The sequence below is a fragment of the Actinophytocola sp. genome (genome assembly GCF_036002505.1).
GTDB lineage: Bacteria > Actinomycetota > Actinomycetes > Mycobacteriales > Pseudonocardiaceae > DASYTH01.
The window spans coordinates 1-12,975 of record NZ_DASYTH010000481.1 but is presented as its reverse complement, the minus strand read 5'-3'; the positions used below and the strand labels follow the sequence as shown (position 1 = coordinate 12,975).

At 68.4% G+C, this 12,975-nt stretch carries 18 protein-coding genes; 7 read left to right on the top strand and 11 right to left on the bottom strand.

Features of this window, described 5'->3' with window-relative positions; genetic code table 11:
• The first annotated feature begins 152 nt into the window (after positions 1–152).
• From VGR06_RS42405 to VGR06_RS42395, 3 genes are read left to right on the top strand one after another with little or no spacing between them, the layout of a single operon-like run.
• Entirely contained in the window at positions 153–1,106 is a 954-nt protein-coding gene (locus VGR06_RS42405) for a DMT family transporter (RefSeq protein ID WP_327564920.1), read from the top strand.
• Between the two features lie 13 nt (positions 1,107–1,119).
• Complete coding sequence (locus tag VGR06_RS42400; RefSeq protein WP_327564921.1) at positions 1,120–1,974, top strand: bifunctional methylenetetrahydrofolate dehydrogenase/methenyltetrahydrofolate cyclohydrolase; 855 nt, start codon at positions 1,120–1,122, stop codon at positions 1,972–1,974.
• A complete protein-coding gene (locus tag VGR06_RS42395) occupies positions 1,971–2,237 on the top strand; it encodes a DUF3017 domain-containing protein (protein ID WP_327564919.1) in 267 nt (88 codons plus the stop codon). The genes VGR06_RS42400 and VGR06_RS42395 overlap by 4 nt, the downstream gene beginning before the upstream one ends.
• Here VGR06_RS42395 and VGR06_RS42390 read toward each other — a convergent pair.
• Positions 2,178–2,351, bottom strand: coding sequence for a DUF397 domain-containing protein (locus tag VGR06_RS42390; protein WP_327564918.1), 174 nt, complete (start codon positions 2,349–2,351; stop codon positions 2,178–2,180). The genes VGR06_RS42395 and VGR06_RS42390 overlap by 60 nt on opposite strands.
• Positions 2,320–3,162 carry a helix-turn-helix transcriptional regulator gene (locus tag VGR06_RS42385; RefSeq protein WP_327564917.1) on the bottom strand — a complete coding sequence of 281 codons (843 nt, stop codon included), beginning with the start codon at positions 3,160–3,162 and terminating at the stop codon, positions 2,320–2,322. Before VGR06_RS42385 ends, VGR06_RS42390 begins: the two co-directional genes overlap by 32 nt.
• Positions 3,163–3,282: 120 nt before the next feature.
• Between VGR06_RS42385 and VGR06_RS42380 the strand changes: the two genes are divergently transcribed.
• Entirely contained in the window at positions 3,283–4,269 is a 987-nt protein-coding gene (locus tag VGR06_RS42380; protein WP_327564916.1) for a malate dehydrogenase, read from the top strand.
• 139 nt (positions 4,270–4,408) lie between these two features.
• The gene (locus tag VGR06_RS42375) at positions 4,409–4,810 is read left to right on the top strand and encodes an SsgA family sporulation/cell division regulator (protein ID WP_327564915.1); all 402 of its coding nucleotides are present in this window, start codon (positions 4,409–4,411) and stop codon (positions 4,808–4,810) included.
• Positions 4,811–4,816: 6 nt separating this feature from the next.
• Here VGR06_RS42375 and VGR06_RS42370 read toward each other — a convergent pair whose 3' ends face one another.
• The gene (locus VGR06_RS42370) at positions 4,817–5,005 is read right to left on the bottom strand and encodes a DUF1918 domain-containing protein (RefSeq protein ID WP_327564914.1); all 189 of its coding nucleotides are present in this window, start codon (positions 5,003–5,005) and stop codon (positions 4,817–4,819) included.
• Positions 5,006–5,081: 76 nt separating this feature from the next.
• Here VGR06_RS42370 and VGR06_RS42365 point away from each other — a divergent pair, with 76 nt between their 5' ends.
• Positions 5,082–5,765 carry a spermidine synthase gene (locus VGR06_RS42365; RefSeq protein WP_327564913.1) on the top strand — a complete coding sequence of 228 codons (684 nt, stop codon included), beginning with the start codon at positions 5,082–5,084 and terminating at the stop codon, positions 5,763–5,765.
• Positions 5,766–5,796: 31 nt separating this feature from the next.
• Positions 5,797–7,029: a toll/interleukin-1 receptor domain-containing protein gene (locus tag VGR06_RS42360; RefSeq protein ID WP_327564912.1), complete on the top strand. Its 1,233-nt coding sequence runs from the start codon at positions 5,797–5,799 to the stop codon at positions 7,027–7,029.
• Between the two features lie 95 nt (positions 7,030–7,124).
• Here the strand turns inward: VGR06_RS42360 and VGR06_RS42355 are convergent, their stop codons facing one another.
• The 8 genes from VGR06_RS42355 to VGR06_RS42320 all read right to left on the bottom strand — a co-directional run.
• Positions 7,125–8,396 (bottom strand): hypothetical protein, encoded by a 1,272-nt coding sequence (locus tag VGR06_RS42355; RefSeq protein ID WP_327564911.1) that lies wholly within the window; start codon positions 8,394–8,396, stop codon positions 7,125–7,127.
• Positions 8,396–9,208, bottom strand: coding sequence for a hypothetical protein (locus VGR06_RS42350; protein WP_327564910.1), 813 nt, complete (start codon positions 9,206–9,208; stop codon positions 8,396–8,398). The genes VGR06_RS42355 and VGR06_RS42350 overlap by 1 nt, the downstream gene beginning before the upstream one ends.
• Before the next feature lie 11 nt (positions 9,209–9,219).
• Complete coding sequence (locus tag VGR06_RS42345; protein ID WP_327564909.1) at positions 9,220–10,086, bottom strand: hypothetical protein; 867 nt, start codon at positions 10,084–10,086, stop codon at positions 9,220–9,222.
• Positions 10,087–10,105: 19 nt separating this feature from the next.
• Positions 10,106–10,807 (bottom strand): hypothetical protein, encoded by a 702-nt coding sequence (locus VGR06_RS42340; protein WP_327564908.1) that lies wholly within the window; start codon positions 10,805–10,807, stop codon positions 10,106–10,108.
• Positions 10,808–10,824: 17 nt separating this feature from the next.
• On the bottom strand, positions 10,825–11,283 hold the full coding sequence (locus VGR06_RS42335) for a hypothetical protein (RefSeq protein WP_327564907.1): 459 nt from the start codon (positions 11,281–11,283) through the stop codon (positions 10,825–10,827).
• 113 nt (positions 11,284–11,396) lie between these two features.
• Positions 11,397–12,032, bottom strand: coding sequence for an SRPBCC family protein (locus tag VGR06_RS42330; protein WP_327564906.1), 636 nt, complete (start codon positions 12,030–12,032; stop codon positions 11,397–11,399).
• Positions 12,029–12,355 carry a metalloregulator ArsR/SmtB family transcription factor gene (locus VGR06_RS42325; protein WP_327564905.1) on the bottom strand — a complete coding sequence of 109 codons (327 nt, stop codon included), beginning with the start codon at positions 12,353–12,355 and terminating at the stop codon, positions 12,029–12,031. Before VGR06_RS42325 ends, VGR06_RS42330 begins: the two co-directional genes overlap by 4 nt.
• Before the next feature lie 58 nt (positions 12,356–12,413).
• The coding region (locus VGR06_RS42320) for a hypothetical protein (protein ID WP_327564904.1) at positions 12,414–12,975 on the bottom strand (562 nt) is incomplete at its 5' end.

Here is a 12,975-nt window from a genome sequence, read left to right as displayed (position 1 = left end):
GCAGCAAGGCCAGCCCGATCTGCTTGACCAGGGCGTCCTGTTCGGTCGGGTCGAGCTGCGTCGGTTGCACCATCCGCTCCTCAAGGGCACGCATCGCCCGTCACTTTAGCCGCGTCGATCCCGATCACCCGGTTCGGTCAGGATGGATACCCGTGAGGGCAGACATCTCCGCACCACATCACGTCCCGGCTACCCGGCGTGCCGCGGGTGCGGCGCTGGCCGCGCTCGGCGGGGTCTGCCTGGCCGTTCAGGGCCGGGTGAACGGCCAGCTCGGCCACCTGCTGGACGACGGCGTGTTCGCCGCATTGATCTCGTTCGGCGTCGGTCTGGTGCCGCTGGTCGTCGCGGTCGCGGCGCTGCCCGCGGCCCGGCGCGGCGTCACCCGTCTGGTGAAAAGTATCCGGAGCGGCCGGCTGCGCTGGTGGGAGTGCCTCGGCGGGATGTGCGGTGGGTTCGTGGTGGCCGCGCAGGGCATCACCGTCGCCATGCTCGGCGTCGCGGTGTTCACGGTGGCCGTCGTCTCCGGCAACGTGGCCAGCAGCCTGCTGGTGGACCGGGCCGGCATCGGGCCCGCCGGCCCGCAGCCGGTCACCGTGCCCCGCGCGGCCGGGGCCGTCCTCGCGGTGCTCGCGGTGCTGGTGGCGGTGTCCGACCGGCTGGGTCACCCGTCCGGGCTCTGGCTCGCCGTGCTGCCGGCCCTGGCCGGGATCGGGCTGGCCTGGCAGGTGGCGGTGAACGGCCTGGTGCGCCGCGAGGCGGACAACGTCATCGTGCCCACCCTGGTCAACTTCCTGGCCGGCGCCGCCGTGCTGCTGGTCGCGTTCGCCGTGGACCTCGCGGTGCGGGGCGCCCCGGCGGCACCGCCCGGCCAGTGGTGGCTCTATCTCGGCGGACCGCTCGGCATCGGCGCGGTGCTCACCGCGGTGACCGCGGTCCGGTTCGTCGGGGTGCTGGTGCTGGGTCTGGCCTCGGTCGCCGGCCAGCTGATCGGCGCGGTGCTGCTCGACCTGATCGTCCCGGCGCCTGGTTCCGCGCTCACCGTGGCCGGCGTGACCGGCGCGGCGATAACCATGGTGGCGGTCGGCGTAGCGGCCATCCGGCGGTGAGAGGATGGCGGTTGTGACGGCGACGATCCTGGACGGCAAGGCCACCCGCAACGCGATCCTCGACGACCTGACCGAGCGGGTCGCCGCGCTCAGGGGCCGCGGTGTCGTGCCCGGCCTGGGCACCGTGCTGGTGGGCGACGACCCCGGCTCGCACGCCTACGTCCGGGGCAAGCACAACGCCTGCGCCAAGGTCGGCATCACGTCGATCCGCCGCGATCTTCCGGCCGACATCTCCCAGGCCGAGCTGGAGTCCGTGATCGACGAGCTGAACGCCGACCCGGAGTGCACCGGCTACATCGTGCAGCTGCCGATCCCCGGCCACCTCGACGCCGGCGCGATCCTGGAGCGGATCGACCCGGCCAAGGACGCCGACGGGCTGCACCCGGTGAACCTCGGCCGGCTCGTGCTGATGGAGGCCGGCCCGCTGCCGTGCACCCCGCAGGGCATCCTCGCGCTGCTCCGGCAGTACGACGTGCCCATCGCCGGCGCCAACGTCACGGTCGTCGGCCGCGGCGTGACCGTCGGCCGCCCGCTCGGCCTGCTGCTCACCCGCCGAACCGAGAACGCCACGGTTACCTTGTGCCACACCGGAACCAAGGATCTCGGTGCCGAGGTCCGGCGGGCCGACATCGTGGTGGCCGCGGCCGGCAGCGTCGGCCTGATCACCCCGGACATGGTCAAGCCCGGCGCGGCGGTGCTCGACGTCGGCATCACCCGGACGGAGAACGGCCTCGTCGGCGACGTTCACCCGGACGTGCGCGAGGTGGCCGGCCATCTCGCGCCCATGCCCGGCGGTGTCGGTCCGATGACCGTGGCGATGCTGCTCACCAACACCGTGGTCGCCGCCGAGCGGAGCCTGCCCGAGTGAAGTCGCAGATCCCGCTGCTCCTCGTGCTGGCCGTCGCCACGTTCGGCCTGATCCGTATCGTGCAGTACCACTGGCGCGAAGGCACCGTGCTGATCGGCGTGGCCCTGGTCATGGCCGGCGTGCTGCGGGCCCTGCTGCCGGACGGCCGGATCGGCCTGGTCGCCATCCGCGGCCGCGGGATGGACGTGCTGCTCTACGGCGGGCTAGGCCTCGCCGTGATGGCCGTGTCGTTGACCATCACGGGCGGCCCGCTTCACCAGTAGTACGGGCCCGCCGGGATTCTTGGAGTCCCGGAACGCCATCGCGCCCGGAAGCCAGGCAACCTCAACACAGTTGGCGCCACCTTCACTGCTGAAACTGCTCTTCCGCCAGTTCACGCACCAACGCTACCGAGTCGTCGTTATTGAGCGCCACAGTCAGCATCTCCTCGAGAACATCGTTGTAGACCATGAGTTCCTCGTTGTCCTCGAGGAACAAGTTGGAGGTTCGGTTCTCCAGGACCACGACCCCATGGCGATCACGGAATCGCACGCGCACGAACGGTCCATCAAGTCCAGGATGGTTTCCGACGGCACGTGGGATGATCCGCAATTGAATGTTGGGACGCTGCGCGGCTTCGGCGAGGTAGGCGAGTTGCTCGCGCATGATCGTGCGGCTACCGATGATGTTGTGCAGCACGTTCTCAGTGATGATCGCAAGGAACTCCGGTGCGCCAAGCTTGCGCAGCACCGACTGGCGGTAAATACGATCGGCAACCCGCCGGCCGACCTCTTCCTCGTCGATCAACGGAAAGGTGCTTATCAAGGCGCGGGCGTAGGGGACCGTCTGCAGCAGCCCGGGAACCACCGTGCACTCAAAGTTGATCAGCCCGACCGCCCGTGCTTCCAAGGTCTTCAGGGCCGCGACTCGCTGTTCGTAAGGGCAGTTTCGCTGCCACCGGCAGCTTCGTTCCGCTTCGCGGGTGAGCTGCAGGAGAGTCTTCCGCTTCTCACCGATGACCCCGTAGATGGCGAGCAGGCCGGCGACGTCCTCACACTTCTGCGTGCGATCCCCGGTCTCCATGCGGCTCAGTTGGGTCTTTTCGATGCCGATCCGCGTTGCCAATTCGGTCAGTGTGAGGCCGGCAGCCTCGCGATGGCGGCGCAACTCGGCTCCGATGAGCCTGATACGGACCGTGGACTCGGACATCAGCAGGACCCGATGATGCCTCGCCGGGGTGCCGAAGTCAGCACTTCGCCACGCGTGCGGGACAAGTCCACCCGAACGCTGCACGAGTTGCGGTAACCGCACCTTGATAGCCTGCCGGGCGTGTCTCCCGTGAACGTCACCGTCACCGGTGCGGCCGGCCAGATCGGCTACGCACTCCTGTTCCGCATCGCCTCCGGACAGCTGCTCGGCCCGGACACCCCCGTGCGCCTGAGCCTGCTGGAGATCCCTCCGGCCATCCGCGCCACCGAGGGCACCGCCATGGAGCTGGAGGACTGCGCGTTCCCCCTGCTCACCGGCATCGACATCACCGACGACGTGAAGCGCGCCTTCGACGGCGTCAACGTCGCGCTGCTCGTCGGCGCCCGCCCGCGCACCAAGGGCATGGAGCGCGGTGACCTGCTCGAGGCCAACGGCGGCATCTTCAAGCCGCAGGGCGAGGCGATCAACGCCGGCGCCGCGGACGACGTGCGGGTGCTCGTGGTCGGCAACCCGGCCAACACCAACGCCCTGATCGCCCAGGCGCACGCCCCGGACGTGCCCGCCGAGCGGTTCACCGCGATGACCCGACTCGACCACAACCGGGCGATCTCCCAGCTCGCCAAGAAGCTCGGCGTCCCGATCACCGAGATCAGGAGGCTGGCGATCTGGGGCAACCACTCCGCCACCCAGTACCCGAGCCTGCAGCACGCCGAGGTCGGCGGCTCGCCGGCGCTGGCCGCCGTGAATGACGAGGCCTGGGTGCGCGACACGTTCATCCCGACCGTGGCCAAGCGCGGCGCGGCGATCATCGAGGCGCGCGGCGCGTCCTCCGCGGCGTCGGCGGCCAACGCGGCCATCGACCACGTCTACGACTGGGTGAACGGCACCCCGGAGGGCGACTGGACCTCGGTCGCGCTGCCGTCCGACGGCTCCTACGGCGTCCCGGAGGGCCTGATCTCCTCGTTCCCGGTGGTCTCCCGCGGCGGTCGCTGGGAGATCGTCCAGGGGCTGGAGATCGACGCGTTCTCCCGGGAGCGGATCGACGCGTCGGTGCGCGAGCTGGCCGAGGAGCGCGACGCCGTGCGGGGCCTCGGGCTCATCCAGTAGCCCCGGTCACACCGGATCGGCTGAATAATCGGGTACTTACATCACGATCTTGCCGTCAAACCCTCTCCACCTCGAAACGTCCTGCGGCTCGAACCCGACTGATGAGCTGCGGACCCTCGAGGACAGGAAGGGTTGCGAGATGACCGCCGACAGCGTGTACACCGAGGAACTCGTCGCGCATGCCGACGACCTGCCGGTCCGGTCCCGTTGGTCGTACCGGGCCGACGAGCCGTTCACCATCGCGGTTGCCTTCCAGACCGACGAGGACGTCTGGGTCGAGTGGCTGTTCGCGCGTGACCTCCTGGTCAACGGGCTGACCGGCGCGGCGGGCATCGGCGACGTGCGGCTCCGGCCGCGGCGCACCAGCGGCCGGACCGCGCTGCAGCTGGAGATCGAGTCGCCGGAAGGCCACGCCGTGCTCGACTTCGACCGTGAGTCCGTGCAGTTGTTCCTGGAAGCCACGATCAGGATCGTCCCGCTCGGCGAGGAGTCCGACTACTTCGACGTGGACGGCCTCATCGACGAGATCACCAACGTCTGACCGGTGCTATGCCTCGTCCCGCTCCACGACGCAGTCCGGCCCGGGGAAGACGAGCGCCTCGTGGCCGTCGGGGTAGCGGACCAGATACGGCGGTTTGCCATCGCTGCCGCGCACCTCGACGATCTCGCCCAGCTGGTCCGGATTGCCCACGTGCTTGCCGTGAACGTGCAACCGGTCGCCTACCGTAGCTTGCATCTGTCGACCACCTCCGCCCTCCAAGCGTAGAGCCGCCACGCGCCCCCGCAAGAGGGGCAGCTCTACCCTAGTCCGAGTGGCCGAGACCCTCTCCCGCCTCCCCGGTGCCGCCGGTGAACTCGTCCTGCGCCGCTCCGGTCCCCACTTCGAAATCATCGCCAACGGCATGTTCCTGATGGACACCCGCGACGGCACCTCGGAGCGCCTCCTGGTCACCGCGGCCGCCGACCGCATGCCCGCCGGTGGCCGCATGCTGATCGGCGGCCTCGGCGTCGGCTTCTCCCTCCGCGCCGCCCTCGACCACCCCAGAGTTGGCGGTATCGTTGTGCTGGAACGGGAACCGGCCGTGATCACGTGGAACCACGGCCCACTCCGCGAGCTGCACGGCGACGCCCTGTCGAACCCACGGGTACGCTGCGTGCCGGCCGACCTCGTCCCGTGGTTGCGTACCTGCGATGAGCGCTTCGCCGCGGTGTGCCTCGACATCGACAACGGTCCAGAATGGACAGTCAGCGACACCAACGCCGCGCTCTACTCCGGCCTCGGCCTCGACTCCCTCGCGTGGGTCCTGCAACCGAACGGCGTGCTCGCGGTCTGGAGCGCCTCGGCGAGCGAATCGTTCGCCGGACTTCTGCGGGCCCGGTTCACCAGGGTCGAGGTGCTGAGCGTTCCGGTGTCCCGTGGCGAGCCGGATGTGGTGTTCCTGGCATCAACTCCGCGTCCGGCCGCAACGGACCCGGCGGATTTCGCGACCAAATAGGTAACGGCGTCCGCATGGCGGAGGTAGAGCGGTGAGTGTTTTTGTCAGTTATACCCGGACGGACGAGAGTCTGGTCCGCACCCTTGTCGATGATCTCGAACGGCTGGGTCGCTCGGTGTGGATGGATCACGATATCCACGGCGGCGAGTCGTGGTGGCGGGAGATTATCCGCGAGATTCAACGTGCGGAGCTTTTCATCTTCGCCCTGTCCGATAGCTCATGGAGGTCCCAGCCCTGCCGCAGTGAACTGGAGTACGCGGAGAAGCTGGGCATCCCCGTCCTGCCGGTCCGGGTCGGCCCGGTGGAAAGCATGCGTATTCCGCTCGCGGAGAAGCAGATCATCGACTACCGCGGGCGCAGTGCCGACGCCGCGATCGGTCTGGCCGGAGCGCTCAGGGAGCTCACCAGCCGGCCGCCGACCCCGCCGGATCCCCTTCCCGAACCGCCGCCGGTGCCATTCGCCTACCTGTATCGCATTGCCAGCTGGATAGGCCCGAACCGGATCTCGCCGGACCAGCAGGAGGAGCTCATCGGAAAGCTCCGGCGCAACCTCAAGGATGAGGCGGACGAGGTCGCCAGGGCCGATATTCTGAAACTGCTGCGGGAGATACGGGACCGGCGCGAGCTCACTGTGCAGAACGCCGCGGAGATCGACGAGATCCTGAGCGGCATCGAGGCCGCCAAGGTGCCGGAGCCGGAGGACGGAGCCACCAGGCTGCCCCCTGCCGACCACTGGCGCCGCGGCATGCCCGGTGTGCCAAGCCCTGTTCAGGAGACCGGCGAAGCACAGTGTGAAGCCACAGCTGAACCCGCCGGCCCCGGCACGCGGGAGCAGCCCGCCGAGAATGCCGAGTCTTCGGTTGGAACGCCGGCCACGCCGCCGTGGCCGGCGCCCGGGGCGGAGCCGAAGACCGCGCCGGAGTCCCCGCCCGTCCAGCCGGCCGCCGCATCGATCGAGGAATCCGGCACACCTCCGGCATGGTTGAGCGATCTCATCCGGCACGGCGGTGGACGGGGAAAGGCGACGGCCAGCCAGGTGGGTGCCACCCCAGCCGCCCCAGCCGCCCCCGCTGCCGCCGCCACAACACAGTGGTGGAGGGATCAGGAGACGGCGCCCGCCGGCAACCCGACCCGGTCGCCGGTCCCGGTTCGACCCTCGGCACCGGCGACGCCGGGGAAGCACCGGTTCGCGTCTTCATTAGCACTCGTGATTGTGGGTCTGGCCATCGTGATCATTTTGGTATTGATCGTCAGCGCTTTCTGACCACCCAGGGTTAGGGAGGGTGGAAGGAACGTCACGTTGCTTCCTACCCCAACCCAGATCAAGATCAACTCAGCGTGTTATTGATCTGCGAGCCCTTACTGGCGCTTTGCGAGACCCACGATCAGCACGAGTATCGACACGATGAGTCCGACTGGCACACCGACCGCGCCCGCCGCCGCACCGCTGAGGCCGCCGACCACGAAACCCGCGAGGAGCGCAGTCGCGATGACTCGGCCGATGTTTCGCTTGGCGCGTGGGCGTTGCCCTGGCCGTTCGCGGGTACCGCCGCCGGGCACGGCCTGCCACCAGTCCGGGCTCGGCGGTCGGGGCGGAACGCGGTTCGGCTGCGGTCGGACCTCGGGCCACCGCTCGGGCCTTGGTGGCGGGAGCGGAGCTCGTGGTGGTTCGGGTGCTCTCGGCGGAGCACCGACCGCCGCGGCCACCTCGGTCTGGGTGCGCTCCCACCACGGTTTCACCCGCGGGGCAAGCAGATCGTCAAGTCCACCGCTGGCCACCCAACCCGGTGTACAGCACTCCTTGAGACGACTGACCAGATCGTCGAGTTGCCGGTCGCCGATACTCGACAGCTGCGTCCAGGTGGGCGTGCCGAACGGCGGGTGGAAATCGTCGTGTCGGAACAGGAGGTTCTCGCCGGTGTTCAGCGTGCTCCACGGGTGTGGATTCTTCGACAAGGCGAGCAACGAGACGTAGATGACCAGCCCGGAGAAGGTGTCCATCCATTGCCCCCAGGGACGGCTGGCCGGCTGATAGTTGCGGTGCCCGGTCTCGCTCGGTGCCGGCCCGCCGGCAAAACGGGCGACCCACGAGCAGTCGAAATCCACCAGGCGTATCTCGCTGCCGCTGTCGACGAGGATGTTGCCGTGCTGGAGGTCGCCATGGGCGAACTCGGCGCGCTGCAGGCGCGTCACGAGCTCGCGCCAGGCCGCCGCGAGCGTGCTCAACGACCGTATGTCCTTCTGCTGGATGAGATCCTCGACGTACTTGTTGAGGGTATGTCCCTCCACCCACTGCATGCGCACCACGGGCCAGCTGCTGCCGTTGACCCGGATGGCGTCGTTCACCCACAGTGGCATCGCCACGGAGCTCGCGAGGCCCGTGGCGATGAAGTGGTTGTGCAGTGAGGGATACCGTTCCGCGCTCCAGGTGTCGGCCCGGGTGAAGAAGCGCAACGCCTGCGCCTCCCCGTCCAGCACTGCCTTGAAGACCACCGCGCTGGTGCCGGCCGCCGGCATCGGGATCTGGTACAGCGGATGGACGACGAGCTCCATCCGCCTGAGATCGTCATCGGTGAACGACTCGAGCCGCTGCACGGCCTTCACGTAGTCCTCAGCGCTGGGGTACCGCATTACAGACACACCACCAAATGGGCTGGCCGGGTGGTGACGGCCCAGGCCCGCAGGAGCGTGACGTCGTCGTTCTTCAGCTCGCCGCTGCGCCGGCGGTCCGCGACAAGCGTGCGGAACGCGTCCGGATGATCCAATCCGGCCAGCACTGTCCACAGGGATCCGCGGTCCCGCTGATCGGTCTCCACCATCCATTGGGCGAGGGCATCGGTTGCCACGTAGAGCACGTCGCCGTCGACGAGGTCGCCGCCGCCGACCAGCAACCGCTCGAGCATGCCGGCCAGCGCCTCCGGCCTGGTCGGCACCCCGTCCGGGTTGAACCCGAAGTCCTTCGCGGCAATGGCGGGGAACTGCGCGATCAGGTTGTTGTTGCGGACCTGGAAGAGCACGGTGTCGCCCAGCGCCACCGCGTTCCAGCGTGGCCCTGGACCGTCAAGATCACTCAGCTCGCAGCCGAGGAACGTCGCGAACGAGCCCACCTCTTTGTGCTTCAGCTTCTGCAGCGCGTTCGCCCCGGCCAGACGTGGATCCTGGTGCCACCGAGTCTGCATGGTCTCGAACCATCCATGCAGCCCACGGGCGGACAGTGCCGGCGGCTCCACCCCGGCGTCCCGGTCCGCGCCGACGAATCCGGCCACGAGTTGCTGTGCCCAGCGCGCCGAACCGAAACCCTGGGTCGCCCCGTCCGCCACGGCGAGCCGCGTGCCACGTCCGGTCACCGGATCACCAGGAAAGCAGGCCCCGCCGTCCTCCCATTCCGACTCGTCATTACCGTGTTTGGCGGAGTAATAGATGACCATCTGCGTATGGATCAACGCCTCAGCTCCTACGACGGACGGTCGGGGACTCTGGTGCCGACCTGCAGCACCTTGAGCAAGGTTGACCTGCCGACGTTGAACGCCAGACCGCGAGCCCTGGGTTGGACGTCGAAGCCGTCCACCCTGGCGTTCTCGATCATCGCCGGCGGGAGTTCGCTGCTCAGCGCGAACAGGTCCGGTCCGGGGGGCGGCAGGCCACCGGGGTGGGCCGGGAACACGATCTCCGCCGCCTCGGCCGGCGACAGGAACACGTTGAAGAACAGGGTCGGCCCGTCGTTCGTCGCGACCGACGTCAGCCGCTTTACCCACTCGATCAGCGTCGCGCCTTCGTGCGGGCTGTCGGTGACCATTCCGTCGGTGATGTTGATGACGATGGGTGGGAACGAGTTCGGGTGGGCGCCGGCCCAGTCGAAAACATGCGCGCCCACAAGTGCGATGGCTTCACACATCGGGGTGCGGTAGCCGTGCACCGGATCAACCCAGACCGGCATCTTCGCGGTCACCGACATGAGATCGATCGACGGCTCCGCGCGCACGGTTATCGGGTTCTCGGCCAGTTCGGGCAAGGGGACCAGTCCTCGCCCGGCCAGGCCCCCGCCGAACGCGGACTCCACGCCCTCTCCCGGGGTGCTGAGCCGGGCGCCGTAGCTGAAGACCCCGACGTCGAAGTAGGGCCGGACCGGCGCGTTGACCTCCGTGGTCGCCTTGATGCACATGTCCAGGAGAATGTTGTTGACCGCCAGCGCCGCCCCTTCCGCCAGCGTGGCACCGGTGTTGGCCCACAACAGCTTCATCGAGTCCGACCGGTCCAGCAGTATGACGACGCACCCCGGGTCGGACCGCGACACAGATTGCTGGTATGAACCCATGTTCACGCTCTCCACCTTTGTCTGGTCAGCTGTTCTCGTGCCCGGCCCGATCGGCTGAACCGCGGGTCAGGTTTCGACGCACCACAACGGCCGGCCACGCCGTGCCGGGCGTCCAGGTCCACGTGTTGGCACAGCGCGGGTTGCGGCAACGGAAGGCGTAGGCCGAACCGGTGCCGGCCATGTCCAGCTGGAAGTCGCCGCAGCGCGGGCACTGCGCGATCAGTGCGCGACGTGCGCTGTAGCTGGACAGCGCGGGGGTCTCGGCCGTGGCGTTTGGTGGTCCCGCGCCGCTGTTGGCGTTGGGAGATGACTCGGTCCACCATTGCCGTTTGTCTGTTGTGGACGGTGTAGTGCTCGCGGCCGGTAGCGGCAGCGCCACGTGGCTGGGTGTTCCGGGAAGGCGGGGCGGCGGTGCCGTCGCGGTGGCTTGCGGACCTTGTCTGGTCCGGTTCCCGGCTGGACCGGATGAGGTCGATCCCGAATGCCATGGCGGTGAACCGGCCCGCGGTCGCGCTTCTGGTTGGGTGCGGCTTTGTGACGGTTCGATGGTCAGTACGTGGAACGCGACGGTAGTCCCGAGCGCAGCAGTGACGGCGAGAGTGAGCAGCCGCGGCCACGGGCTGGGGCCCCAGAACTGTTCGGCGAGCAGGCCGGCGAGCACGCCGCCGGCCAAGCCGCTGCCGATGGTGATCGCCAGGATCACCGGCTGCCGGTTGGTTCGTCCCATGGATGCCATGCGTCACTTCACGGTTTCTTGACGGTCAGCGAAACACCTGGCTGGACCGATGACCAACAGGTGAAACCGGTGCGCATCTGCAAATTCCCATCAGGGCTGGTCCAACCCTCTGGAAGCAGTACGCAGACGCTGAAAGGTGCGCTCGACGACACCAGGAGCTCTCCGTTCACGCCGACCTTGGTCACGCCGTCCGGGAAGGACAGTTGCACGGGTTGGTCTTTGAGATCCACAGCCGGCTTTTTCGTGTCCGCGAGCACGAATTGGATCTTCACCGTGGATTCAGTGCTCGCTGTCCCGGAATTGTCCAACACAGCCCCGAGCAGGAGTGTCACCACAAATGCGATTGTCAGGGCGTATACCGGCGCCAGGTACCGGTTCCGCCACCCGGCAGTCATGGCGTTGGTGGATGGAGTCGTGACCTTGGCGCTGGTTGCACGGAACACCTCCGCCGACGGTTTCGTGAGCATTCGCCCTGTGTATCGTGGCGGAAGTTAGGAGCGTGTCGGCCTACAGCGATTCTCCTCCGGATTGGCTCCTCAATCTTGGGAACAAGGTCATTTTTGCTTCGCACGAGTGGCGATCAGGACATCGGGGCGGTGTAGGCGGCCGTGGTGCGGTCCGCGGCGGCGCGGGCCTCGGCGGGGTCGGTGCCGGCCGCCATGCTCGCCTCGTACCAGCCGTCGCTGGAGGCGGTGACGAACTCGCGGCCCTCGTCGGAGACCAGCCAGGCCATGGATTCCCGCGGGTCGACGGCCTGGCCCGAGGCGAGGTAGCGGGCGAGACCCATCAGGCCCGTATCCCAACCGACGCCGACCGCGCCGGGCCCGAACTCCGCCCACTTCTCGTCGTCGACGTGGGCGATGTGCTCCAGCTCGAACCGGGCCCGCCCGTCCGGCTCGGCGGTCAACCGCACTTCGATCCAGCTCACCTCCCCGCCGTACTCCCAGGTCGCGGCGAACTCGTTCGGCGGGTCGCACCGCTCGATCTTGCCGCCGGCGTTCCCTTCGAGCTGGAAGTGCCCACCCGCGCGCAGGTCCCCGCTGACCGGCAGGAACCAGCGCGGGATCCGCTCCGGGTTCGTACACGCGTCCCACAGGTCGTCCACATCGGTGTCGTAGACCCGGCTCACCGTCACCGTGCGCGACTCGCCCGGCGCGATCACCTTCGAGCCCACCACCCGGCGGGTCGCGCTGATCTCGTGCTTGACGTCGATCATCGGTCTCTCCTCTTCCCTCGAGCGATTTCCGTGGCCAGCGCCTCGAGGTGCGGAGTCCAGAAGCGCCGGAACCGGTCCAGCCACGCGTCCACATCACGCAGGGGTTCCGCGCGCACCGCGTACAACCGGCGCGCCCCCTCCGCTCGAACAGTGGTAAACCCGTTGTCCCGCAGCACTTTCAAGTGCTGTGACACCCCCGGCTGGGAGATGCCGAACTCGGCCTGGATCACCGTGGAGACGCCGCCGGAGGCCTTCTCCCCGTCGGCGAGCAGCTCCAGGATCCGGCGCCGCACCGGATCGCCCAGCACATCGAACGCGTGCACGGACGCGAGTCTATCGGCACTGACTTATATAAGCCAGTGCTGATAGCTCTCGAGGTGATCAGAGGTGGAGGTAGAGCTCCTGGACGTGGTTGTCCGAGCGCCGGTAGACCACGTGCTCGGTGCGGTCGACGCTCCACTGGTAGCCGGTCGGCTTCCCGGTGGCGAGGCCGGGGTTGCCGGCGGCCGCGGTCAGGTCATTGTAGTTCCACACGCCGTTGAACCAGAGCTCGTGGATGCGGCTGTCCCCGCCCCGGTAGACCACGTGCTGGGTCCGGTCGACGTCCCAGGTGTAGCCGATCGGGTCGCTGCCGGCCAGCGGGGGTCCGCCGGCCGCCCGGGTCAGATCGTTGTGATGCCAGGCGTTGTTGAACCACAGCTCATGGATGTGCCCGTCGGTGCCGCGGTACACGTTGTGCTGCGTGCGGTCGACGCTCCAGGTGTAACCGGCCGGGTCGCCCGCGGCGATCGGCGCGCCGGCCGCGGCGGTGAGGTCGTTGTGGTGCCAGGCGTTGTTGAACCACAGCTCGTGGACGTGGTTGTCGAACCCGCGGTAGACGTTGTGCTGCGTCTTGTCGACGTCCCAGGTGTACCCGGCGGGGTCACCCGCGGCCAGCGGCGCG

What these genes read in the sequence shown, in the direction of transcription:
- VGR06_RS42335 (WP_327564907.1), bottom strand. Translation starts at nt 11,283, where the DNA reads ATGCTCACGAAACCGTCGGCGGAGGTGTTCCGTGCAACCAGCGCCAAG.
- VGR06_RS42340 (WP_327564908.1), bottom strand. Translation starts at nt 10,807, where the DNA reads ATGGGACGAACCAACCGGCAGCCGGTGATCCTGGCGATCACCATCGGC.
- VGR06_RS42330 (WP_327564906.1), bottom strand. Translation starts at nt 12,032, where the DNA reads ATGATCGACGTCAAGCACGAGATCAGCGCGACCCGCCGGGTGGTGGGC.
- VGR06_RS42385 (WP_327564917.1), bottom strand. Translation starts at nt 3,162, where the DNA reads ATGTCCGAGTCCACGGTCCGTATCAGGCTCATCGGAGCCGAGTTGCGC.
- VGR06_RS42375 (WP_327564915.1), top strand. Translation starts at nt 4,409, where the DNA reads ATGACCGCCGACAGCGTGTACACCGAGGAACTCGTCGCGCATGCCGAC.
- VGR06_RS42370 (WP_327564914.1), bottom strand. Translation starts at nt 5,005, where the DNA reads ATGCAAGCTACGGTAGGCGACCGGTTGCACGTTCACGGCAAGCACGTG.
- VGR06_RS42355 (WP_327564911.1), bottom strand. Translation starts at nt 8,396, where the DNA reads ATGCGGTACCCCAGCGCTGAGGACTACGTGAAGGCCGTGCAGCGGCTC.